Annotated in this window: 19 protein-coding genes; 9 read left to right on the top strand and 10 right to left on the bottom strand. The window is 50.2% G+C overall.

The window, feature by feature from the left end; translation table 11 throughout:
• Nucleotides 1-71 precede the first annotated feature (71 nt).
• The 8 genes from ACO0LF_RS23860 to ACO0LF_RS23825 form a co-directional block, all read right to left on the bottom strand.
• Nucleotides 72-713, bottom strand: coding sequence for an alanyl-tRNA editing protein (locus ACO0LF_RS23860; protein WP_423018546.1), 642 nt, complete (start codon nt 711-713; stop codon nt 72-74).
• A gap of 2 nt (nt 714-715) precedes the next feature.
• Nucleotides 716-1,612, bottom strand: a complete 897-nt coding sequence (locus ACO0LF_RS23855; RefSeq protein WP_423018544.1) for an ADP-ribosylglycohydrolase family protein — start codon at nt 1,610-1,612, stop codon at nt 716-718.
• A gap of 42 nt (nt 1,613-1,654) precedes the next feature.
• Nucleotides 1,655-2,218: a hypothetical protein gene (locus ACO0LF_RS23850; RefSeq protein ID WP_423018542.1), complete on the bottom strand. Its 564-nt coding sequence runs from the start codon at nt 2,216-2,218 to the stop codon at nt 1,655-1,657.
• A 76-nt stretch (nt 2,219-2,294) separates the two neighbouring features.
• Complete coding sequence (locus ACO0LF_RS23845; protein WP_423018540.1) at nt 2,295-2,675, bottom strand: hypothetical protein; 381 nt, start codon at nt 2,673-2,675, stop codon at nt 2,295-2,297.
• A gap of 18 nt (nt 2,676-2,693) precedes the next feature.
• Nucleotides 2,694-3,302: a glutathione S-transferase family protein gene (locus tag ACO0LF_RS23840; RefSeq protein WP_423018538.1), complete on the bottom strand. Its 609-nt coding sequence runs from the start codon at nt 3,300-3,302 to the stop codon at nt 2,694-2,696.
• A gap of 168 nt (nt 3,303-3,470) precedes the next feature.
• Entirely contained in the window at nt 3,471-6,269 is a 2,799-nt protein-coding gene (locus ACO0LF_RS23835) for an Ig-like domain-containing protein (protein ID WP_423018536.1), read from the bottom strand.
• Nucleotides 6,270-6,790: 521 nt separating this feature from the next.
• On the bottom strand, nt 6,791-7,288 hold the full coding sequence (locus ACO0LF_RS23830; protein ID WP_423018534.1) for a protein-tyrosine phosphatase family protein: 498 nt from the start codon (nt 7,286-7,288) through the stop codon (nt 6,791-6,793).
• A gap of 32 nt (nt 7,289-7,320) precedes the next feature.
• Nucleotides 7,321-9,099 carry a DUF885 domain-containing protein gene (locus ACO0LF_RS23825; protein ID WP_423018532.1) on the bottom strand — a complete coding sequence of 593 codons (1,779 nt, stop codon included), beginning with the start codon at nt 9,097-9,099 and terminating at the stop codon, nt 7,321-7,323.
• 216 nt (nt 9,100-9,315) lie between these two features.
• On the opposite strand from ACO0LF_RS23825, the gene ACO0LF_RS23820 reads away from it, so the two are divergent.
• The 7 genes from ACO0LF_RS23820 (at nt 9,316) to dut (ending at nt 17,145) form a co-directional block, all read left to right on the top strand.
• Nucleotides 9,316-10,458 carry a methyltransferase gene (locus ACO0LF_RS23820; protein ID WP_423018530.1) on the top strand — a complete coding sequence of 381 codons (1,143 nt, stop codon included), beginning with the start codon at nt 9,316-9,318 and terminating at the stop codon, nt 10,456-10,458.
• A gap of 74 nt (nt 10,459-10,532) precedes the next feature.
• Complete coding sequence (locus tag ACO0LF_RS23815) at nt 10,533-10,748, top strand: hypothetical protein (protein WP_110257360.1); 216 nt, start codon at nt 10,533-10,535, stop codon at nt 10,746-10,748.
• A gap of 138 nt (nt 10,749-10,886) precedes the next feature.
• Nucleotides 10,887-11,864 carry a bifunctional riboflavin kinase/FAD synthetase gene (locus tag ACO0LF_RS23810; protein ID WP_423018528.1) on the top strand — a complete coding sequence of 326 codons (978 nt, stop codon included), beginning with the start codon at nt 10,887-10,889 and terminating at the stop codon, nt 11,862-11,864.
• 72 nt (nt 11,865-11,936) lie between these two features.
• Nucleotides 11,937-14,801 (top strand): isoleucine--tRNA ligase, encoded by a 2,865-nt coding sequence (gene ileS / locus ACO0LF_RS23805; protein WP_423018526.1) that lies wholly within the window; start codon nt 11,937-11,939, stop codon nt 14,799-14,801.
• Between the two features lie 90 nt (nt 14,802-14,891).
• A complete protein-coding gene (lspA, locus tag ACO0LF_RS23800; protein WP_423018524.1) occupies nt 14,892-15,419 on the top strand; it encodes a signal peptidase II in 528 nt (175 codons plus the stop codon).
• 17 nt (nt 15,420-15,436) lie between these two features.
• Complete coding sequence (coaBC, locus tag ACO0LF_RS23795; RefSeq protein WP_423018676.1) at nt 15,437-16,639, top strand: bifunctional phosphopantothenoylcysteine decarboxylase/phosphopantothenate--cysteine ligase CoaBC; 1,203 nt, start codon at nt 15,437-15,439, stop codon at nt 16,637-16,639.
• 56 nt (nt 16,640-16,695) lie between these two features.
• Nucleotides 16,696-17,145, top strand: coding sequence for a dUTP diphosphatase (dut, locus tag ACO0LF_RS23790; protein WP_423018674.1), 450 nt, complete (start codon nt 16,696-16,698; stop codon nt 17,143-17,145).
• 26 nt (nt 17,146-17,171) lie between these two features.
• Here the strand turns inward: dut and ACO0LF_RS23785 are convergent, their stop codons facing one another.
• Together ACO0LF_RS23785 and ACO0LF_RS23780 are read right to left on the bottom strand one after the other, a co-directional pair.
• Nucleotides 17,172-18,527, bottom strand: a complete 1,356-nt coding sequence (locus tag ACO0LF_RS23785) for an ATP-binding protein (protein ID WP_423018522.1) — start codon at nt 18,525-18,527, stop codon at nt 17,172-17,174.
• Nucleotides 18,524-19,264: a response regulator gene (locus ACO0LF_RS23780; RefSeq protein WP_423018520.1), complete on the bottom strand. Its 741-nt coding sequence runs from the start codon at nt 19,262-19,264 to the stop codon at nt 18,524-18,526. The genes ACO0LF_RS23785 and ACO0LF_RS23780 overlap by 4 nt, the downstream gene beginning before the upstream one ends.
• Nucleotides 19,265-19,561: 297 nt before the next feature.
• On the opposite strand from ACO0LF_RS23780, the gene ACO0LF_RS23775 reads away from it, so the two are divergent.
• Both ACO0LF_RS23775 and ACO0LF_RS23770 read left to right on the top strand, forming a co-directional pair.
• The gene (locus ACO0LF_RS23775; RefSeq protein ID WP_423018518.1) at nt 19,562-20,221 is read left to right on the top strand and encodes an ABC transporter ATP-binding protein; all 660 of its coding nucleotides are present in this window, start codon (nt 19,562-19,564) and stop codon (nt 20,219-20,221) included.
• On the top strand, nt 20,211-22,649 hold the full coding sequence (locus ACO0LF_RS23770; protein WP_423018516.1) for an ABC transporter permease: 2,439 nt from the start codon (nt 20,211-20,213) through the stop codon (nt 22,647-22,649). Before ACO0LF_RS23775 ends, ACO0LF_RS23770 begins: the two co-directional genes overlap by 11 nt.
• Nucleotides 22,650-23,210: the final 561 nt, after the last annotated feature.

Below are 23,210 nucleotides of genomic sequence, written 5' to 3'. Positions count from 1 at the left end.
GGTAGACGCGGGTATCCCGGCATTTTTTTCATTCATTAAGTAGCTATAGATTTGAACCGTTCATGTAACTTTTAAGGTACGAGATAAATCTCTACCCTCTCCTTGCCCCGGCCTATATTATTGCGTTTCAATCTGATCTGTCCTAGTTCACCCGTGCGCCTGACATGGGTACCGCCACAGGGCACGCACGAAAATCCTGCAATTTCCCAATAACGTCTTTCTGTGGATTCATCTTCAAAAGCGCAGTTGATGTCGAGATTGGCAGCTATGATAGCTTGTACTTGTTCCGCATAAGCGGGTAGCAAAGGAGCTATGCTCTCACCCCAGACAAAGTCTATGCGCGCCTTATCTTGCGCGATATGGGCACCGGTCTTGCCTATGCCTGGAAGTGATTTATAAAATAATTCCAGTACCAGTTCGGCGGCAAAGTGCAAACGCATGAGACGGTAGCGTCTTTCCCAATCTATACAGACCTGCACATCCTGCCCCGGGTGCAAGCCATGCCCCTCCGGCAAGGTATAAAGTAGCTCATACCCGTCTTTACGTGCAGCCAGAACAGTATGGCCAGCGATACTGCCGGTGTCGCTTTCCTGGCCACCAGAAAACGCAAAGAAAATCGTTGATGCGAGACAGATATCATTGCCTTCAATCTTGCTTACTTGCGCCAGCAGATGGGTCTGATAGGGATCTTCCCAAAAAATTTTCTTCGTCAATTTCAATCCTCAAGATACCAGGCAGGCAAAACCTCTCGACATATTTTCCAGTTATCAGGAATGTCTTCGTTACCAACAAACGATGCGACAACACCGCCAACTATCGCGCATAAGGTATCGCGATCACCACCAGCACTTACCGTCAGCCACATCGCCTTTTCAAAATCTTCCAGCGCCTGGGCGCAGCACCAAAGGGCCAGAGGCACGGTATCTTGTGCCGACATATGATGACCATTACCTAAAACAGAGACTGGAAAATCCATAGACCCTGCCCTGGCCATGGACTGGGCACGAACCAGTTTCGAACGCACCTCAGTTTGCGGTAAACAGTCAATAATTTTGCCCAAAAATTCTGCATGCGTGGGTCTTATCCCGGCATTTCTGTAAAGGCAAGCCTGGGCTGCACCCAGTGCAACTGCAACCGCTCCTGCTATTCCTTCAGGATGAGCATGTGTTACTTCGGCAGACAAGCTGGCCTGTTTCATCAGCAATGTCAGGTCATTTGCAAAGTAAGCCCCAAGCGGTGCAGCGCGCATGGCTGCGCCATTGCCATAAGACCCCTGGCCTTCAAACGCACTGGCAACCACATCTTGCCAGGCTTCTCCGTCGTTGATACGAGCCAGGACCCTGTGCATGGATGGTCCATAGGCACGGTCATAGCTGTAGTGCTTCGCAAAGCTTTTTGCGAGTATGTCTTGATCAATTTCACCGTGGCTACGCAATACACGCACGATAGACAATGTCATCTCTGTGTCATCGGTAAAGTACCAGGGAGCGTCAGGCAATTGCTGCCCCTGGGCAAGCAGTAACTGATTTTCCGTTTGAAAAAAACACTGGCCAAAAGCGTCGCCTATGGACAAGCCTTCCAGTGATGTCAGTGCGCGTTCTAATGATTTCATTATTCAAATACTTTTTATTTGGTGCGAGAAGAATAAAAATGACTAGTCTCTACAATTTCCTAGAAGCTTACGAAGTTCTTCCACAAATTGCTCAAGTTCTCGCTTGCCTTGCATGTCTCCTTTCAAGTGGCTCAGGCGCAATTTGACAAAATTATTATTCAATCCTGTCAAATAAGTGTAAGACGATAAAACCTTGTCTCCCATATCCAATTCATAAGCGCGCCACATGAATTGTGGGCCGCAGCCTTTAAAATTTGAAATAGTGCTCCCTCCAGTCAGATTAACTGCCTTGACTTGCCCCATTGCTGCAAGCTGCTTGACTTCATTAATGACCTGGATAAAGTGCTGATGAATGAGGGGTGAACCGACACCAGTCGGGATTTGGCTGAGTCCAGAGTTATAAATATAAATTGACCCAACAACTGGACCAATGCCCTGATAGCGGATATTCACTCCCAGTTCTTTCTTGGGAAACTCTTTCTTTTCGCTGAAAGTCAGTGTCGCCACTTTATCGGGAAATGTGACATTAATTGAATTTTCATGGACACTTGCCATAGCATTGCCAGCAATGCAAAAAAGGGCGAAAGAGAATAAATAGCGGTGCATGATCTGACTTCCTTAATAAAAACATCTTGCTTGAAATGTTGATTGAATTGATTTTTTACTAGTTTAACTGTCCTGATTATGCATCTGCACGATCGCAAGCATCCTTGATGCTATATCCCGCATCTTTCAAAATCGGCAGGCCATCTTCTATACTGAGCGTCTGGCGCGAGGCTTTCCAGCCCTGCTCCAGTCCAGCGAGTATCAGCAAACGCGCAAAGCTGGGGAGATGTAAATTGACTTCACCAATTCCAGATATCAGCCAGTTACCCATCACGGTCGCGCTGGTGTGAAAATGGATATGCAGAGCCGACGTCTTATGTGTTTCGAGAAAGGCAGTGAATTTCACATGCACAGGATAGTCAATCATCGTTACGGTACGTGGTAGATGTGTCGCCTTTACAGTCCAGAGAAAACTGTCCCCCCCTATTTTCAATCGTCTTAATTTGGATTTTGCCATACGCCAGCTTTTAACGGCTCATGACGCAACAGGGCAACTGAGCCGGATTGACTCATGACTCATTAAAAATTTCCAATAATGTTCATAGTCAGGCAAATCAGTCACTGTCACCCCAAGGTCCACGGCCTTGCGATAGATGATGGCGACGAAAATATCGGCCTGAGTGAATTGTGTACCAACGGCAAACTGACTGCCCAGCCATAAACGTGACTGCAGCTTTTGCAGATTCATCAACAGCCACTTTGCTCTTAGCGGACGCATCTGCTCCCTGCTCCAGTCGGGATGGAAAAATCGCACCGTGCTACCGTTTTGCTGTGGATGTATGGATGAGTTAACTGCCTCGCAAATTTCACGCACCTGTGCTCGGGCAAAGGCTGCCTGGTATTGCAAAGCTGGACTGGGAGCGATCTCTTCTATAAATTCTGCCATGGCCATGGATTCACTTAAAGCGATTCCATCCACCTCCATCACTGGCACGCGGGCAAAGGGATTCAGCAATCTGACTTGCTCGCCAACATCACCCAAGCCGACATCAATGCGCTCGTAATCGATTTGTTTGTAATCAAGTATCCATAACAAGCGTTCGCAGCAGTTGGCGTCTGGCGCATGATAAAACCTGATCTTCATAATTGACCTCAGCGTTCATTGGATGGCATATCTTACCGCGATTTGCTAAAGCAGATTATCGTGCCCCCCTTAGCCCAGATTGAAAACAATTTTGCATCATATGCATAAAAAAACCCGCCAGGCCTGGCGGGTTTCTTTTTTCGACTTGAACAATCTGTTCAGAAGTATTTACTGGGCGATGAGCGATATATCATCCAGCAGGAAAGAAGTCGCCGTCACACTACCTTCCACCCCGACAAAATACACACGTATGGTCTGGCCTTTATAGCTGCTCAGATCAAAGGTCTTGTTGACATAGGTGCTGCCCTTATTCAGGTTGGAATAAGTCGCCAATGTCGCCAATACCGTGCCGCTGCTGTTTTGTATTTGCAGTTTCAGGGTATCGTAAGCCTGCGTTGTCGTGGTTTCATCCGAGCTGACCTTCAACCAGAAACTCAGGCTGGCTGAGCTTGCCGCAGCGGGGATAGTCACTTGCTGATATAAGGTATCAGTGTGAGCACTGCCATAACCATTGAGCCAGGCTTTGTAGCTGCCCGTGCGCGAGACTTCTGACCCACTATTGCTGATCACACCGGAACTGGCAGTCCATGAACTGGCACCACTCTCGAACCCACCATTAGTGATCAACTGCGTAGACACACTATTGTTGACAGTAAAACTCACTGCCGATGAAGTACCCACATTATTGGCGGCATCATAGGCTTTGGCAACCAGGCTGTGGCTGGCATTTGACAGCGAAGTCGAATTTAAAGTCGTTGAATACGGTGAAGTCGTACTGCTTGCCTTCAATGTTCCATCAACATAAAACTCTACCTTGGTCACGCCTACATTATCTGTCGCTGTAGCTGACAGAGTAATGTTGCCGCTGCTGCCGCTTTCACTGGCCGAGACCGTAGGTGGCGTCGTATCACTGACAGGATTATTGATGGTGAAGCTGACCGCCGATGAAGTACCTACATTATTGGCAGCATCATAGGCTTTGGCGACCAGGCTATGACTGGCATTGCTTAAGCTTGTCGAATTCAAGGCTACGCTATAGGGGGTGCTGGTGGCTGTGCCTTTGAGTGCACCGTCAACATAAAACTCCACTCTGCTGACACCAACATTATCCGTTGCATTGGCGGACAGGGTGATAGTGCCACTGCTGCCAGATTCGCCTGCGCTGACTGTCGGCGGCGTGGTATCGGCGCTATTTGACTGCGTTACCCAAATAGGCGCAGACCACAGGATATTGCCATCATCCTGGGTGATTTTTGCATAATAGAAATGCTCACCCACTGTAGGTGTAATAGTCGTGGTCGCCGTGCTGGACATTTGCGTGACCGTGCCATTACGGCCAGGTACACCCTCGTAAATCGCGACTGTCGAGGCAGTGCGGCCACTGGTGCTGGCAAAATTGCTGACCAGAGTCAGTGCGCCGCTGTTGGTGAAACGTTCACCCATGATATGACCATTGGCGGTCAAGACGATTTGCGAAGTCTTGTCCATCGTGGCAAAGATGCGGCGGGCCTTCATCGCTTCGATAAAGTTTGCCGTATTCAGAGCGGCACCGTTGGCCAACAAAACACCTGTGCGATTGGTATAAGAAGCGCCCCAGTTGGCACAGTGATTATCCTGGTCTGTCGTAAAGGCAACGTGGTAGCCAGCTTCCAGTGCTTTGTTGCAAGCACCTTCATAGCTGCTGCGGCTGGTTTCTGTCTCTGTGGTATTGGTCGAGAAGGCTGAGCTATTCAAGACTTCGCAAGCGACCATGGCCTGGTCACCATCAGCGGTATATCCCAGGGCAGTACCATTGACGATGAATTGACCGCTACTGGATGGATGATTGAACTGGCCTATCCAGCCACGCTGGCGCATCAAGGTGTACAGGCCAGCGTAATCGTTTTTAGCAGTCAGCGTATCAGCGATCAACTGGTTGCTGCTATTGTATTCCCAACCCAGTAACTCACTGGAATTGAAAATATTCATGTGGCCACCGTTATTGATGACACCCCATTCCAGACCATAAATTGCCAGAAAACCAGCATGGCCGGAATTAAAACTGGTGGCAGCTGTCAAGCCAGATTGAAACAGGTTTTTGGCAGTAACAGGATTGGCTGAGGCATTAGTGCTATCAGAACCATCATACATATGATTGTGTTCAGACGTCATCAGGAAATCCAGGCCCTTGTTCAAGGCATACTGATAAGCATCGGTAGGACCATACGCAGCAGATTGCGGGTTTTGTGCACCAGTACATGAAGTCAGCTCACCACCGCCATCACTATGATTGGTTTGGCTATGCAGGTTGCCGTAATAGATGGTGTAAGGCAGTGAACCTGTGGCAGGTGCCGGTGGTGGTGCCATGCCAGCCACGGCTGGACGTGTCGCCTTAGCTGATGCAGCAGCCAACTTGCTGGCCTTGGTTGCCAGGCCTGCGAAGCCAGGCATTTTAGGTGCGGCCACATTACCTACTTGCAGTGGCCAGCTTTGCGTGATGATTTCGCTGTCATGTTTGGCCAGGGCGCGCTCTACCGTTGTAGCAACATCGCTGGCAGGAGCAGCCTGTATAAGGGCTGTGTCAGTCGCCTTGGCAGTCAGCCTGGCTTGATAGATGCCATCCTTCAACGCGGCACCAGTGGGACCGCGGCCACTCCAGAACATTTGTGCAGTCACGGTTTTTTTGAATAATTTTTCCGTGCCATACCAGCGATCAACTACGCGGCCATCTGCACCTAATAATTCCAGACGCCAGGTAACTGTCTGCTCTTTGCTGACATAAGGATATTCGAACTCCATCGTAAAATAACGGGACTCGGCACCCGCCTTGGCATCAGAGCGATATGGTACGTGCAGGCTGGCATCAAATTCATGATGATCCGGGATCGATGCCTGGGCAGAAGGCATGATGGCAAAACTGACTGTAAAAATAAGGCCCATCTGTAAGGCCAGCGTTTTTAGTTTGCTGGCTTTATGTAGATCTTGCATGAAAAATTTCCCCTGAATGATTATGGATATGTGTGGCTGTCCCACATACATCTTCATTCAGTTGAAATCTTCAAAACAGAGAAAAAACCAATTTACGCCAGTGCATGTGATCGCAGCACTGTGTTCTCTCGCTTCTTTTATTCCAGCCTTGTTCAGATATCTGTAAGTAGCCATTCTTGTACATCTCTACCTATTCTTCTTACCACCATGCTGTTTGCAGCTTCCTAGAAACGAGATTTAACGACAGTTGAATTAAGCAATCGTTTGCGCAAACGATTACTAGATTAACATTCGCTTATGTCAGTTTTGTTACCCGGGTTTGACTTTTTTTAACATATTTGTGAAAAAACCACTCTTGCTTATCTGTTTTGTGCATTTCCATGAGTTTTGCACCAAAATTGCTGCAAGTGCACCAAAACAGACGAGGAAATATTTTTCCGCAGGGAAATTTAAATTACTTTGATGAAATATTTATCCGAAAAAGGACAGGAATAAATGTCTGGAGAACAGGATTTGCTGTTTCAGGCTCGCAATGCGGCCTGATATTTCTTCAGCCAGCCGATTTGCTCTTCGGTATCAGGAACAATGACACCACGGGCCTTGCTGATCATGGCTAGCGCAGCCTCAGCATCAAGCCCATGTCGTATCAATACTGCCGCGGCAAGCAATCCAGTCCGCCCTATCCCGGCACGGCAATGGATCACCGTATTACTCCCGTTTACAACATCATCATGCAATTGCGTCACCAGTTTCTGCGTGGCAGAAAAGGAAGACGGCAAACCTCTGTCCTTGATGGGGAAATGCACAAATTCGACCTGATTTTGTGCACATAAGTCAGGCGCAGTTTGCAAACCCAAATCACGAATTTCATGCGTCTCAAGCAGAGACACCAGCCTGTTAATACCAAACTGGGCTATTCCGCGAAATTCATCTGCTATCCATTCGCCCGCGACAGGCTTGGCCATGACGGCCAGGAAACCCAGGCCTAACTGATTAACTTTGTAAATGTCGGGGCGCATGGATGAAGCTTTCTGAGATCGATAAGATGCGCCTACTTTAGCGCATCTTTTAACATCAACTTCTTGATCATCCCCACTGGCGCGCTGCCGTAGCTCAGGAATTGCTCATGAAATTGTTTGAGTTTGAACTTGTCACCCTGCTGTTTTTTGAGCTGTTCGCGAAATTCCAGTATTTCACTATAACCGCTGAAATAGCTGGTCAATTGCACCGAGGTATATTGCACACGCAGCCATTTACCGTCAGATTCTGCCTTGGTCTGGAAAGCCTGGTTCGTCAAAAAGTCCTTGGCTTCCACCTCTGTCATGCCCAGCACATGTACCTGATAATCGAGGATGGTATTGCAGACGGCACGCAAATTCCATTTGTAATACATGAGCCACATCTCTGGCGTGTTGCCACCATAGCCAGACTCCAGCATCATGCGTTCGCTATACACAGCCCAGCCTTCCACCATGGCACCATTGCCAAACAGGGTCTTGATCACTGAGGGCGATTTATTGGCATGCTGCAGTTGAGTGTAATGACCTGGGATGGCTTCATGGATATTCAATATCTGCAAGACCCAGTGATTGTATTCACGCAGGGTGCTTTCAATTTGCTCGGCTGGCTGGCCATCGAAAGGAGTGACATTGTAATAGGTTTTGTCATTCGGCCTGAAGATGCCTGGCGCTTCTATCGAAGCAACTGTCACGCCGCGCTGGTACTCTGGCGTTTCACGTACGACCAGGGGCTTCTTGAGATCCAGGCTGACCAGGTCGTGTTCACGTATCCATTTTTCCAGCTGCGGCAATTGCTGGCGGATTTCCGGGTACAAGTCCTTCGCTGCCACATGTTTTTCTGACAGTTTATCGATGACCATGGCGATTTTCTTGACGCGATCTGCAGGCCTGGCTTGCGCACCCATGGTTTTATCCCAGAGCTGGTCGGCCAGTTTTTCCATATTATTGTGCGCTTCTTCCTTGGCTGTCAGGGCGCGCTGATAAGTCTGCTCTGCAGTCAGCGAGGACTGGATATCTGCCGTGAATTTGCCCTCATATAAGTCCTTGCCTATGCGGAATGAACGCGCAGTTGCAGGGTCAAATTTCTTTTCCAGGTTTTCCAGGAACTGTACATAGTCACCGACCGCAGTACGGGCGTTTTTCAAACCTTCGTCCAGGGCTGTCTTGTCTTTTGCTGTCAGTTTTTCCTGGCTGGCAGTTTTTTCCAGCTCTGCCAATACAGAAATGGCACCGGCACTTTGCTTGATCGCCAGGCGGGTATGCTCGGGCGTGGGATTCTTTATGCTAGCTTTGGCCGCAGCATAATAGGCTGGCACGGCTTGCAAACGCTGGATGGCGACCAATACCCGTTTGCCTTTTGGCGCAAAATCAGTATTGAGGATGGCATCAAAACTACCAGCGATGTTGTGTTGCGACGGGTTCCATTCAAATTCACGGAACTGTGTCAGATACCAACGAGTGCCATTCAGGTAATTGCGTATCAGTGCCAGGTCGGTCTGTTCTTTCGCCGACAATTTTTCTGCATCCAGCTTGCCTGTCTGTGCCAGCCAGTTGTCAACAAATGCGATATAAGCATCACGGCTTGCCTGATCTGGCAAAACCAGCTTATTGGCATCCTCGTACCGACCTGCCGACATCGCCGTATCCGGGTCTTGCTGCCACAGTGCCTTCAGGAAAGCTGTCTTGACCAGGGCAAAGCTCTGGTCTGCTTGTTTGCTGATTGTCACTGGAGCAGCAAGGCTGACAGGCCCGGCAAGAACAAAAGAAGAAAGTAAGCTGGCAATCAATACTGGGCGGAAAAGTTGGGGCATGACGAATCTCGCAGGCTTAATATATTAAGACGCAAGAGGTTAACATAAGTTGGTGATGACTACATGTATTTTTGTTTAATGAGCAGCAAAGAAAGCTTATAAAAAATATCAGATCGGCCAGCTCGCAAGCTTAAACCTCATGCGCCAGCTTTTATTTGTTACACTCCAGCCTTGGCAAGGCGCGACAGCCCTGCCCCGACTACCCGCAAAGAAAACATGAACAAGCCTTTCCCGGAATTGCACTGGACAGAAAACGATGAAGCGCGCTCATGCCGCTGGCATTCCGAAAGTGGTGCACCGGCACCGAAGCGCGTGCAAATTGCCGATGACCGCATGAATGTGGAAATCGCCTACAAGCTGGCTTGCGAAGGTACGGCCTTGCTATGGCGCGGCGACTATCACAATGCCAAGCAGCTATTACAGGCGCTGGCACGTCGCATCGATAAAAAACCGGCCAAGGCCAGTAAAAAGGCCAAAGTACCTGAATCTGCCAAAGAAGCATTCAATCTGCACCGCCAGGCGCAATCGCAAAGAGCGCGCGTGCTGGCCATGGTCTTGATCCCCTTTGAAGCCGACTACCGTATCACCTTGCGCCGTGCACCGGATGTCACACTAGCATGCAAGGAAGTCTATGGTGAGCCCAGCACTGCCTTTGTAGCCTCTCTGCGTGAATTGCTAGGCCTGATAGGCGCGCATGAATGGCGCAAGAATGGTGTGGAAATCGCCGCGCTGGGTGCAAAAATCCATCCTTACTATGGGGTGTTCTCACCAGTACGTGGTGAATATATAGACTTGCTGGCGAAAGCCCCGCTGCCATCGACGACACTGGCTTTTGATATCGGTGTGGGTACTGGCGTACTGTCTGCCTTGCTGGCCAAACGTGGCGTCAAGAAGATCGTCGCAACCGACCAGGACCAGCGCGCCCTCGCCTGCGCCCGTGAAAACATAGACAGGCTGGGTTTATCCAGCCAAATCGAATTGATGCATGCAGACCTGTTCCCGCCTGGCCTTGCTCCCCTGATAGTCTGTAACCCGCCATGGTTGCCAGCACGTCCTAATTCGCCGATAGAATACGCCGTATATGACCCCGACAGCCGCATGTTGCGCGGCTTTTTGGCTGGTGTGGCAGAGCATCTGGAGCCGCAGGGCGAAGCCTGGCTGGTCATGTCAGACTTTGCCGAGCACCTGGGTCTGCGTGGCACCACGGAACTGCAGGATTGGATAGCTGCCGGTGGTCTGATAGTCGCAGGTAAGACAGAGATCAAGCCGCGCCACCCAAAATCCACTGATGAAAATGACCCTTTGCACGCAGCGCGCGTCAAAGAAGTTACTTCATTGTGGCGTTTGAAATTAAAATAGCAGCTGTATTTGTGGTCAGTGGCTATCAAGACACTGACCACATGAATTAATTAATTGTTTAGAAAATTAGCATCATGATCAACAAACCTGCCCGCATCCTGACCTTTAAATGCAAAAATTGCAGCAAATCCGTCCAGGTTTTCCTGCAAAAAGTTTCTGCCTGTTCCCACATCCAGCCTTATCAGGGCATTTGCAACTGCGGTGAAATCATGAAACATGCGACTGGCAACAAGGAGGCTGTACAGTCTTATCTGAGCTCCAACGATGTTTTGTGGTCACATCATCATTGATTCATACGCCAAATGCTGAGAAATGTAAGGATTTCACGAATTAATCCCTTGTGAAATTTGCATTTCCACCTCAGATCAAGTCTATAGCCAGACGAAAACATTTATAATCCAAGGCTTTGCAGCAGTTTTCTGGAAACAATGAAGGTATTTCGCGGACTCCCAAATGCAGCCTCCCGTGCCCCCTGTGCACTGGCGATAGGCAATTTTGATGGCGTGCATCTGGGCCACCAGACTTTGCTTGCCCGTTTGCGGGATGCCGCCACACGTCTGGGCATAGAAGCTGCCGTGATGACATTTGAGCCACATCCGCGTGCTTTCTTTGCCCAGATGCTGGGTGACTTGTCGAAGGCTCCAACTCGTATCGCCAATTTGCGCGACAACATGGCTTCGCTGGAGGCTGCGGGGGTTGACCGTGTCATCGTTGAACACTTCAATGCCCACTTTGCGGCATTGTCCCCACAAGATTTCATAGAAAAAGTGCTGGTCGATGGCTTGCATGTGAAATGGGTCATGGTCGGTGAAGATTTTCGCTTTGGCGCCAAACGCGCTGGCGACATCGCTACTCTGACTGAAGCGGGCCAGCGTTTTGGTTTTAGCGTTGAAACCCTGCCTTCAGTACAAAACAAGGGTGTGCGCATTTCTTCATCGGCAGTTCGCCTGGCTTTGGCCAGTGGTGATTTTGATGAGGCAGAAGCCTTGCTCGGCCACCCTTACCGCATTTCAGGCCATGTGGTGCACGGCCAAAAGCTGGGTCGCACCATAGGCTTTCCTACGCTTAACCTGCGTATCGCACATCACCGCCCTGCCCTGAATGGTATCTTTATCGTACAAGTACATGGTCTGGCTGACCAGCCTTTGCCTGCGGTGGCCAGCCTGGGTGTGCGCCCTACTGTCGATGACAGTGGCCGCGTGCTGCTGGAAACCCACGTATTCGATTACAGCGGTCATGCCTACGGCAAAGTCGTGCAGATAGAGTTTTTGAAAAAGCTGCGCGACGAAGAAAAATACATAGACCTGCCTACCCTGACTGCGGCCATCAACAAGGATGCTGAACAGGCTCGTGCCTATTTTGCCGACAGCCACCGCCCTGCCCGCTCTGCCACTGACCGAATTTGAAGCTCACACATCGTTTTAATTCCTTGTAGTGTGTTGTGACTTCATCCCGATTTTAAAAATAGAAAACTCATTATGTCTGAAAACAAAGCGGCAAAAACTGCCAGTAAATACCCGGTCAATATGACCGAAACCACCTTCCCTATGCGCGGCGACCTGGCCAAGCGCGAACCCAAGTGGGTCAAGGAATGGCAAGACAAGAAAATCTATGAACGCGTGCGCAAGGCATCTGCCGGCCGTCCGAAATTCATCCTGCATGACGGCCCACCATATGCCAATGGTGATATCCATCTGGGTCACGCGGTCAACAAGATCTTGAAAGACATGATCGTTAAAGCCCGCACCATGGCTGGCTTTGATGCGCCGTATGTACCTGGTTGGGACTGCCACGGCATGCCTATCGAAATCCAGGTTGAAAAACTGTTTGGCAAAAACCTGCCAGTGGCAGAAGTGCATGCCAAGGCACGTGTATATGCAAATGAGCAGATAGAAAAACAAAAAGCTGGCTTCATCCGTCTGGGTGTTTTGGGCGAATGGGATAATCCCTACAAAACCATGGCCTTTGGCAATGAAGCCGATGAATTGCGTGCACTCGGCAAACTGCTGGAAAAAGGCTATGTCTATCGCGGCTTGAAGCCAGTCAACTGGTGTTTTGATTGCGGCTCTGCCCTGGCGGAAGCTGAAGTTGAATATGAAAACAAGCGCGATCCATCCATCGATGTTGGTTTCCCGTTTGCCGAGCATGACAAGCTGGCTGCCGCTTTCAAACTAGACAAGTTACCACTGGACAAAGGCTATTGCGTCATCTGGACCACAACGCCATGGACCATCCCGTCCAACCAGGCGCTGAACATGCATCCAGAGATCACTTACGCCCTGGTCAAGACCCAGCGTGAAGGTGAAGACATCTTGCTGATCTTGGCAAAAGACCTGGTCGAAGCCAGCCTGACCAATTACGGTCTGACAGGAGAAGTCATCGCGACTTGCCTGGGTGCGGACCTGGCTGAAATCAAATTCAAACATCCATTGTCAGCACTGGATGCTGGCTATGACCGTTTTTCTCCAGTCTATCTGGGTGAATATGTGAGCACAGAAACCGGTACCGGCGTGGTCCACTCTGCGCCAGCTTACGGTATCGAAGATTTCCAGTCATGCAAAGCACATGGCATGAAAGATGATGACATCATCGCCCCTGTGATGGGTGACGGTAAATTCGCGTCCAGCCTGCCATTCTTTGCTGGCATGACGATCTGGGAAGCGTCCAAGCCTATCTGCGATAAACTGCGTGAAGCGGGCACCCTGTTCTCATTCAAGATGTTTGAACATAGCTATATGCATTGCTGGCGTCATAAGACACCGATCATCTACCGCGCCACTTCACAGTGGTTTGCCAGCATGGACAATACGCCCACAGCGGGCGGCGACAGCTTGCGCCAGACAGCATTGAAAGCCATCGACGACACGGCCTTTTTCCCGGCATGGGGTAAGGCACGCCTGCATGGCATGATCGCCAACCGTCCTGACTGGACACTGTCACGCCAGCGTCAATGGGGTGTGCCTATGGCCTTCTTCCTGCATAAGGAAACTGGCCAATTGCATCCACGCACACCAGAATTGCTGGAACAGATCGCCCTGCGCATAGAAAAAGAAGGCATAGAAGCCTGGCAAAAAATCGAAGTTGCTGATTTGCTCGGCGATGAAGCTGCCATGTATGTGAAGAATCGCGATACGCTGGACGTGTGGTTTGATTCTGGCGTGACGCATCAGACCGTCTTGCGCGGTTCGCATAAAGAGCAATCCGCCTTCCCGGCAGACCTGTATCTGGAAGGCTCAGACCAGCATCGCGGCTGGTTCCATTCTTCGCTGTTGACTGCGTCGATGCTGGATGGCCGCGCGCCTTACAAAGCTTTGCTGACACACGGTTTTACGGTTGATGGCGAAGGCAAAAAAATGTCCAAATCCTTGGGCAATACACTGGCACCGCAAAAAATATCCGATACTCTGGGTGCAGACATCTTGCGTCTGTGGGTAGCGTCATCTGATTACTCTGGCGAATTGTCGATCTCTGACGAAATCCTGAAACGTGTGACGGAAGCCTATCGCCGCATCCGCAACACCTTGCGCTTCTTGCTCGCCAACACCTCTGATTTTGATGCAGCAAAAGATGCTGTTGCGATCAATGAATTGCTGGAGATAGACCGCTATGCCGTCGCCAATATGGCAGCATTGCAAAAAGATATCCTGGCGCATTTTGATGCTTTTGAATTCCACCCTGTGGTCAGCAAATTGCAATCATTCTGCTCAGAAGATCTCGGTGGTTTCTACCTCGACATCCTGAAAGACCGTCTGTACACCAGCGGTGTAACTTCGCATGCACGCCGCTCCGCACAGACGGCTATCTGGCATATCACGCAATCACTGTTGCGCCTGATGGCACCGATGTTGTCCTTTACTGCTGAAGAGGCATGGCAATTCTTTGCTGCTGCCGATGCCTACAAAGACAGCGATGAAACCATCTTCACGCAAACTTATTACAACTTGCCAGAAATCGCCGATGCAGAAGCCTTGCTGACAAAGTATGCCGCCCTGCGTGCAGTGCGCACGGACGTGACCAAGCAACTCGAGGAAGTACGTGTAGCTGGTGGCATAGGTTCGTCGCTGCAGGCAGAAGTGACGATCAAGGCCAGCGGCAGCAAGTTTGATGTATTGAACAGCTTTGCCGATGACTTGAAATTCACGCTGATCACTTCAGCGGCAGGTGTGGAACAAGTTGCCAGCGAAGCAGAAGAAGCGGTAGTTGTCACGCCATCCAAATACGAAAAATGCGAGCGCTGCTGGCATTATCGTGCGGATGTAGGTAGCAATGCTGAGCACGCTGGCCTGTGTGGACGCTGCGTCAGCAATCTGTTTGGTAGTGGCGAAGCACGTCGCTTTGCCTGATTTTTGATCCGGTGAGGCTCTGTATTGAGCCTCACTTTTGAGCTTCACTTTTGAGCCTAACTCCTTCCGTCTCAATAACATTTCTCCACCATGGCAACCAAAAAACGCAGCACCGCTTCTGGCCGCTCATCAGGCTCTTTGGCTTCCAGCTCAGCTACGGTACTCTGGCTGGGATTTGCCGCCATAGTCATTTTGCTGGACCAGGTCAGCAAGATCACGATAAGCAAAGCCTTTACTTATGGCGAAACCCTGAGCATCACTTCATTTTTCAACCTGACTCTGGCGTATAACAAGGGAGCGGCTTTCAGTTTCCTGGCAGCAGAAACAGGCTGGCAGCGCTATCTCTTTACTGCCATAGGCCTGATCGCCGCAGCCTATATCACCTATCTGATAGCAAGCCATGCAAGTCAAAAACTGTTTTGCACTGCCTTGTCTTTGATCATGGGCGGCGCTCTTGGTAATGTTATAGACAGGGTCATGTATGGCCATGTCATCGATTTCCTGGATTTTCATTATCAGGAAATTTATCACTTCCCGGCTTTCAACGTCGCTGACAGCGCAATTTGTCTGGGTGCGGCATTATTCATCCTGGATGAATTACGTCGTGTCAAAAAATAAGGAATAGCACCATGAGTCTGCGACTGGCTGGTAAAAAAATCGTTCTGGGCCTGACGGGTGGCGTAGCCTGCTACAAGATTGCAGAGCTGACACGGGCGCTGGGCAAGGCTGGTGCAAATGTACAAGTGGTGATGACAGAATCTGCCGCCCATTTCATCACGCCAGTGACCATGCAAGCCCTTTCAGGTAATACGGTATATACCGACCAGTGGGATGCGCGCATCAATAACAATATGCCGCATATAGACCTGACGCGCGATGCTGATGCCATCGTCATTGCTCCTTGCAGCACTGACTTTATCTTCAAGCTGGCGCATGGTGCCTGTAATGATTTACTGTCTACTTTGTGCATTGCCCGCCCGGCCAGCCTGCCTTTGCTGATAGCACCTGCCATGAATGTGGAAATGTGGCAAAACCCTGCTACCCAGCGCAATGTGCAACAGATCAAGGCTGACGGGATACAGCTCATGGGCCCTGCTGCGGGCGACCAGGCTTGTGGTGAAACCGGCATGGGCCGCATGCTGGAAGCAGATCAATTGCTGGCAGAAATCATCGCTGGCTTCCAGGCCAAGACCCTGGCTGGCAAGAATGTACTGATCACTGCTGGTCCCACCTTTGAACCGATAGACCCTGTGCGGGGCATTACCAATCTATCCTCAGGCAAAATGGGTTATGCGATAGCCCAGGCAGCCTGGGAAGCAGGTGCCATCGTCACCCTGGTTTCTGGCCCGACTGCGCTTGAAGCACCCTATGGTGTACGTCGCATCAATGTGCAAACTGCCCAGCAAATGCATGATGCCGTGATGGCGCAGATCCAGCAAAAACAGGATATATTTGTCGCGGTGGCTGCCGTCGCCGACTGGAAGGTAGCCAATGTCAGCGCGCAAAAACTCAAAAAGACCGGTGCCAACGACACGCCACAATTACAATTCGCCCCCAACCCCGACATACTCGCCAGCGTAGCAGCCCTGCCAAATGCGCCATATTGCGTAGGCTTTGCTGCCGAATCAGAGAACCTGCTGCAATATGGCTCCGCCAAGCGTCAAAAGAAAAATATCCCGCTACTGGTAGGCAATATAGGGCATCAAACCTTTGGCAAGGACGAGAATGAACTGGTGCTGTTTGATGACCATGGTCATACCAATCTGCCTGCTGCCGACAAGCAAACCCTGGCTGCACAACTGGTGGCAGAAATTGCCTTGCGCACCAGCCTGATGTAAAGCCTCCATACCTGCTCAAAGAGCCTTTCTCTTTGAGCATTACTTTATTCAAGAACATGAAAAACATAGACCTTAAAATCCTCGACAGCCGCATGAAGGACTTCCTGCCATCGTATGGCACACCGGGTAGCGCTGGCCTGGACCTGCGCGCCTGTATAGACGAGGCCATCACCATACAACCTGGCCAAACCGTGCTGATCCCTACCGGTTTGGCGATTCACATCGCTGACCCAGGCTACGCCGCCATGATCTTGCCACGTAGCGGCATGGGCCATAAAAACGGCATCGTACTGGGCAACCTGGTTGGCTTGATTGACTCTGACTACCAGGGTCAGCTGATGGTATCAACCTGGAACCGTGGCCAGGCAGAATTCACCCTGCAGCCTATGGACAGGCTGGCACAACTCATCATCGTGCCGGTGTTACAGGTGGGCTTCAATATCGTTGATGAATTTGGGCAGAGTGAGCGTGGTGAGGGCGGATTTGGCAGCACCGGCAAGCATTGAATCTGAATTACTGGCAAATCGCATGCTTACTTTTCTTCTGCTACCGCTGGAAAAATCAGCTTGACCTCCAGGCCACCAGCGTCACGATTACGCAAAACAATGGAGCCATCGACAGCAAGTGCTAATTGTTGAGCGATGGCCAGACCCAGACCGGTCCCACCAGTCTTGCGGTTGCGCGAATTTTCCACGCGATAGAATGGCTGCAATACTGCAGCCATTTCCTTTTCTGGTATCCCTGGCCCTCTATCCAATACCGACACCGATATCTGCGCTGAGGATATCCTGGTAAGTTGTATCTCCACATCGCCGGCAAATTTCACGGCATTATCTATCAAATTAATCATGATACGCCTGAGTATATTAGGCCGGGAATAAAGTATCATGCCAATTTCTCCCTCCAGTCGCACTGACTGATGGGCATCTACATAATCACAGACCAGGCTATCAAGTAAGGCATCAATATCGACCCGACATATTGCTTCTGTTGTTCTTTGCGCGCTACGTGCATAGGTAATGCCCTCTTCGACCAGCTGTTGCATGGCATCAAGATCACACAAAATTTTTTCTTGCAAACTGCCGTCATCCATCAGCTCAGTACGCAAGCGCATGCGCGTAATGGGCGTCTGTAAATCATGCGAGATCGAAGCAAGTATCTGCACCCTCTCAGCTAAATGTTCTTTGATGCGTCCCTGCATGGCATTGAATGCCGCCGCTGCCCTGGCAACTTCGCTGGGGCCATCTTCTGGTATGGCTTCGCCATGCAAAGATGCGCCCAGCGCATCCGCTGCCGTGGCCAAACGCTGCAAAGGCCGGGTCGCCTGTTTTACAGCCAGCCAGGTGAAAACGATCACGGCAAGCATTTGCAGTACAAAGACAGCGCCGGCACCCCAGTCTATAGGCCAGATCGTCTTGTTAAGAATGGCGATCAATACCGTTCCATCTTTCAGTGAAAAATACAAGCACCCCATCTCTCCTGCGGCAAGTCCTGCCGAGCTGCGCGCTGAATAGCGTGTAGCCAGTTCTTGCTTGAGCGGATCGGCCAAACCATGGTGGCGATGCGGATTTGTCCATTTACTCGTTGATGTGGCCAGGTAACCCTGAGAAACCGCGCTTAGCTCATAGCGGTAAGCGTGACGCTGCATTTTCTCCAGCCAAAGCTTGCGCTCTGATGGTGTAGCAGTGTCAAGAATTGGCAACAGGACTGATAAATCTTTTGTCAGATAATAGTCGGTGCGGGAAATTTGATCTTCATGGACAGAAATGTAGCCATATACATTGCTGATAAGATGACCAAGCAATAAAGCCAGTATCCACACAAAGGCCAGTCGTGAAAATAAGGAATTGGGCCAGATAGCCAGGAATTTTTGTTTCAGCGCAGTCATGACACATCTTCCCGGTGTTCCACCGTACTCGAAAAAATATAGCCCTCACTTCTCAACGTCTTGATGTATTGCGGCTCACGTGAATCGTCACGCAGGCGCTTGCGCAAACGGCTGACCAGTATGTCGATGGAGCGGTCAAAATAATCGGCATCGCGGTTTTGTGTCAGGTTGAGTAATTGGTCGCGCGTCAGTACCCGTTGCGGGTGATCGAGAAAAACCCTTAACAGGCGATATTCGGCGCCACTTAAGGAAACGATCGCACCACTCGCGTCAATTAAATGGCGGGCATTGGTATCCAGAATCCATATACCAAAACCTAGCCTGCGCCCAGCACTGGTTTCGCGTAATTGTATGGGGATCATTCTGGCACGGCGCAAGATGGCGCGTATGCGTGCCAGCAATTCGCGTGTTGCAAAGGGTTTGGTCAGGTAATCGTCGGCGCCCATTTCCAGACCCAGAATGCGGTCTGCCTCTTCATTTCTGGCTGTCAGCATCAAGATAGGCACTGGTTGCACTTGGGTTGCCGTCAGCTCACGGCACAGGCTAAGCCCATCCTCATGCGGCATCATCAAGTCGAGCACGATCAAGTCTATGCCACCCATGGCGAGTACGTTACGCATCTGCCGTCCATTCGCGGCAACGCTCACCTTGAAACCACTTTTTTCAAGGTAGCGCTTTAATAGATCGCGAATTTCTTCGTCGTCATCGACGATCAGTAAATGATCTGCTTTCTCCATAGTTTGCTTTATAACTGATTTACTGATCAAGGCGGCAGATTTTTTGTCCATATTTGTTTCTCGATTGTTTCTGCACATTCCTGGAAACACAGCGTTGCAAGAAATGCTATGCAATGACACACAACAGAAACACCGCAGGCTTTAAATAGCCCCGGCCGCACAGCTGCACAGTATTCCGCTGGCAAATGCGTCTATCCAATATATGGAAAAAAGAAAATGCCAATACAAACAATAGCAAGACCATTGATCGTATTAAAAGACATATGCAAAAAATACGAGACCGCATCAGGCCCATTCATGGCCCTGAAAAACATCAGCCTGGAGATACGTGAAGGCGAATTTGTTGCCATTATCGGCAAATCAGGCAGCGGAAAATCGACGCTGATGAATGTCATGACAGGGATAGACAGCATCAATTCAGGCGAAATATTGATTGCTGACACCCCAGTGCATACTTTAAAACAAAGCGAGCTGGCCACTTGGCGCGGCAAAAATATCGGCATTGTTTTCCAGTTTTTTCAGCTACTCCCTACCCTTACCGTAGCTGAAAATGTCATGCTTCCCATGGATTTTTGTAATAACTACCTGCCGCGTGAGCGCAGGCCGCATGCCCTTCATTTATTGAAAAAATTAGGAATAAGCGAGCAAGCCGATAAATTGCCGAGCGCCTTGTCAGGCGGCCAGCAACAGCGCGCAGCGATTGCCCGGGCACTGGCAAATAATCCACAGATTCTGGTGGCAGATGAACCTACCGGCAATCTTGATACGGAAACAGCAAATAGCATCATGCAATTATTCGCGCAATTGACGGCAGAAGGAAAAACCGTGTTGATGGTGACCCATGAGCGCGACTACAGCCATTATTTTAGCCGCAGCGTCACCATGGCGGATGGCGAGTTTCGCAATGCGCCAGAGTCTGCCTCTGCAGCAGCTTGCGGGAGGCAATATGTTGCTTAAGCCCCGCTGGATGAAGCTCGCGCGTGACGCAGAATTAATGCCTGGCCGTACAGCCATGATGATACTGGCCATCGCCGCTGGTGTATTTGGCCTTGCCACCATGCTAGGCAGCTACAGCATATTGACACGTGAAATCCGGCAAAATTATCTGGCCACCAACCCAGCCTCAGCCACACTGAAAATAGACAATATAGATGCTGCATTAGTCCAGGCCATACGAAATTTCCCTGGTATAGCTGCTGCGCAGGCCAGTGCAAAAGTGAATGCGGATATACAAATGACCGATGGCCGCTCGCAAGCGCTCAACTTGATGATCGTCGATGACTTTAAAGATATGCGCATCAATAGCATTTTTCCAGAAAATGGGGCCTGGCCACCAGCACCGGGCACACTGCTTTTGGAAAAAGACTCTTTGAAGAAATTGAAACTCAACATAGGCGATGTGCTGCAGTTGAAAATGGCCGATGGCAGCAAGCGTCAAATCACGATCTCCGGCAGTGCGCGTGACCCGGGCGTGCCAGTGCCAAGCATGTCTGCCTTCGCTTACGCTGCGCCCGAAACCCTGGCAAGCCTCGGTATCAAGGATGGCATGCATGACTTGAAAATTAGCGTCAGCGAAAAAGCGTTTGATATAGATGCTATCGAACAGCAAGCCAGCAAGCTCGCACTGTGGCTACAGCAGCAAGGCCATGTAGTGGAGCGCATCAGGATACCGCCACCGGGCGAACACCCACATCAATTGATCATGACTTCGATGCTGGGAATGTTGCTGGTGTTTAGCGGCATCGCCTTGCTACTGAGTGCCGTACTCACCGCCAGCATCATAGACAGTATGCTGGCACAACAGATACGCCAGATTGGTGTGATGAAAACCATAGGCGCCCGGTTCTCGCAAATCATGTCCTTATATCTCGGTTTCGTATTCATCATAGGCGTGCTGGCGACTTGCCTGGGTGCCCCAGCCGGCCTGGCTGCAGGGCGTGCCTTCTCGCAGCTGATTTTGGGAAACGTACTTAATTTTACGATGAGTAGTGGAGAAGTTCCTGGCTATGTTTATCTGGTCCTGGTTTTTGCAGGAGTCATCGTCCCGCTTTGCATGGCAGCAGTGCCGGTATCAAGGGCAGGCAAAGTCAGTGCGCATATTGCGATGACGGACTTTGGTAGCAAACGGAAATTTTTCACGGAAAATGCTTTTGGTCAATGGCTATATCATTTGCCTGGCCTGAACCGCAGCATCACCATGTCCTTGCTTTACAGTCTCAGGAACAGCTTCAGGAGCCGTGGCCGTTTGTTGCTCACACTGGCTTTGCTGGCCACGGCCGGAGCAATGTTTATCAGCAGTCTTAATGTCAGGAAAGCGTCGCAGGAACACCTGATAGAAGCAGCCACAGAACGCCACTATGATCTTGAACTATATCTGGGCAAGCCAGCAGACAAGGCTGGAATTATCAGCATCATCGCGGCCGTGCCTGGCGTGAACAAGGTCGAAGCCTGGAGTAGCAGCAGCGTGGCAAGGCACAGGCCAGATGGTTTGAATATAGAAAGAACCTATCCCGACGGCGGCCACGGCTCGCTCAATGTGATGGCAATTCCAGATGGCAGCGAATTGATCAGTTTGAGCATGCAAAGTGGCTTATGGTTAAGTGAAGTACCGGCTAATGCAGGCGATGCACTGGATACTGTCGTCTTGAATAATAAGGCGCTGGAATCATTTCCCAGATTTGCCGTTGGCGACACCATCACTCTGGGAGTAAGGGACAAGGCAGCCAGCTTGCGTGTGGTCGGCATCGCCAGACAGAAAATGACTGGCGCCATGGCTTACGTCTCACCTGCCACCTACGCCAAATTAAGCAGCCAGGCTGAGCTTTACAAAAGCTTTCGTGTAGTCCTGGATACGCATGATGCAAAGACGATAGATGCGAGGACCAGGCAAATTGAAGCGGCCCTGACCAGGCAGGGAATACGTGTCAGCGCCAGCATTACGGAAACCATGCTGCGCCAGGAAGTCGATGATCACTTTGATCTCCTGGTCAATGCCTTGCTGTTTATTTCCATCCTGATGGCGCTGGTTGGCGTACTCGGCCTGGGTTCATCCATGAGCAGCAATGTAGCCGAACGCACCCGTGAATTTGGCATCATGCGCAGTATCGGTGCCAGTCCGGGTGTAGTGATACGCAGCGTCATGGCAGAAGGTTTGTTGATCGCCCTGATGAGTTTTGGTATTGCCGTTGCCATGGCCCTGCCTTTATCAGCAGGCATCAGCGCGTTTTTGGGCAATCTGCTGTTTGACGAAGCCTTCCCTCTGGTCATTTCACAAAAATCTTTATGGATATGGCTATTGATCGTCAGCAGTGGAGCTGCCCTGGCTACTGCCTATCCTGCCTGGAAAGCTTCACGCCTCAGTATCCATGCCAGTTTTGCCCAGTAAACCACTTAAAACCCGAAAGACCCATATGAAAAAATCTACCACTATTGCAATCACTGTTATTGTTTGTCTGATTACTTTATTCATCGTGGCACATCATTTTGATTTGAGGCTGTTACACAGAATCGTGCACGGCAGCTAGCATTCAATATCATTACGGGGGCTTGATATGCCCCCGTAATGATGTGGCAGATAAAAACGGTATCACTCTGCGCAAGTTGCCTGGTTTGATTGATGTGATGAGACTTATGTCTTGCAAATGCATTTCTTGTATAAGCCCAGTGCGCTCAATAGTAACAGTGCCAGCAAAACCAATAGCGTCAACGAAAAAACAGCCCCAAAAAAACAGGCATGATAAGGTGACGCATGCATCATTGTTATACCAGTGAGCAGTACAAAAGTGGTATCTACGATAAAGCGAAGCAATAATTTCCAGATCCGTCCCCAAGAATATGAGCGCGATGCCCAGGCAAACTTCGCTTAAAGCGCTGCCAGCATCAGCAATGCCATCAACACCGGCAAGAATGGATATGACAGCGCCTCAGTAATGCCACGCACATAAAT

The organism is Undibacterium sp. Di27W (assembly GCF_049340345.1).
In the GTDB taxonomy this organism is placed as follows: domain Bacteria; phylum Pseudomonadota; class Gammaproteobacteria; order Burkholderiales; family Burkholderiaceae_D; genus Undibacterium.
This window is presented reverse-complemented; position numbering and strand designations above follow the sequence as displayed.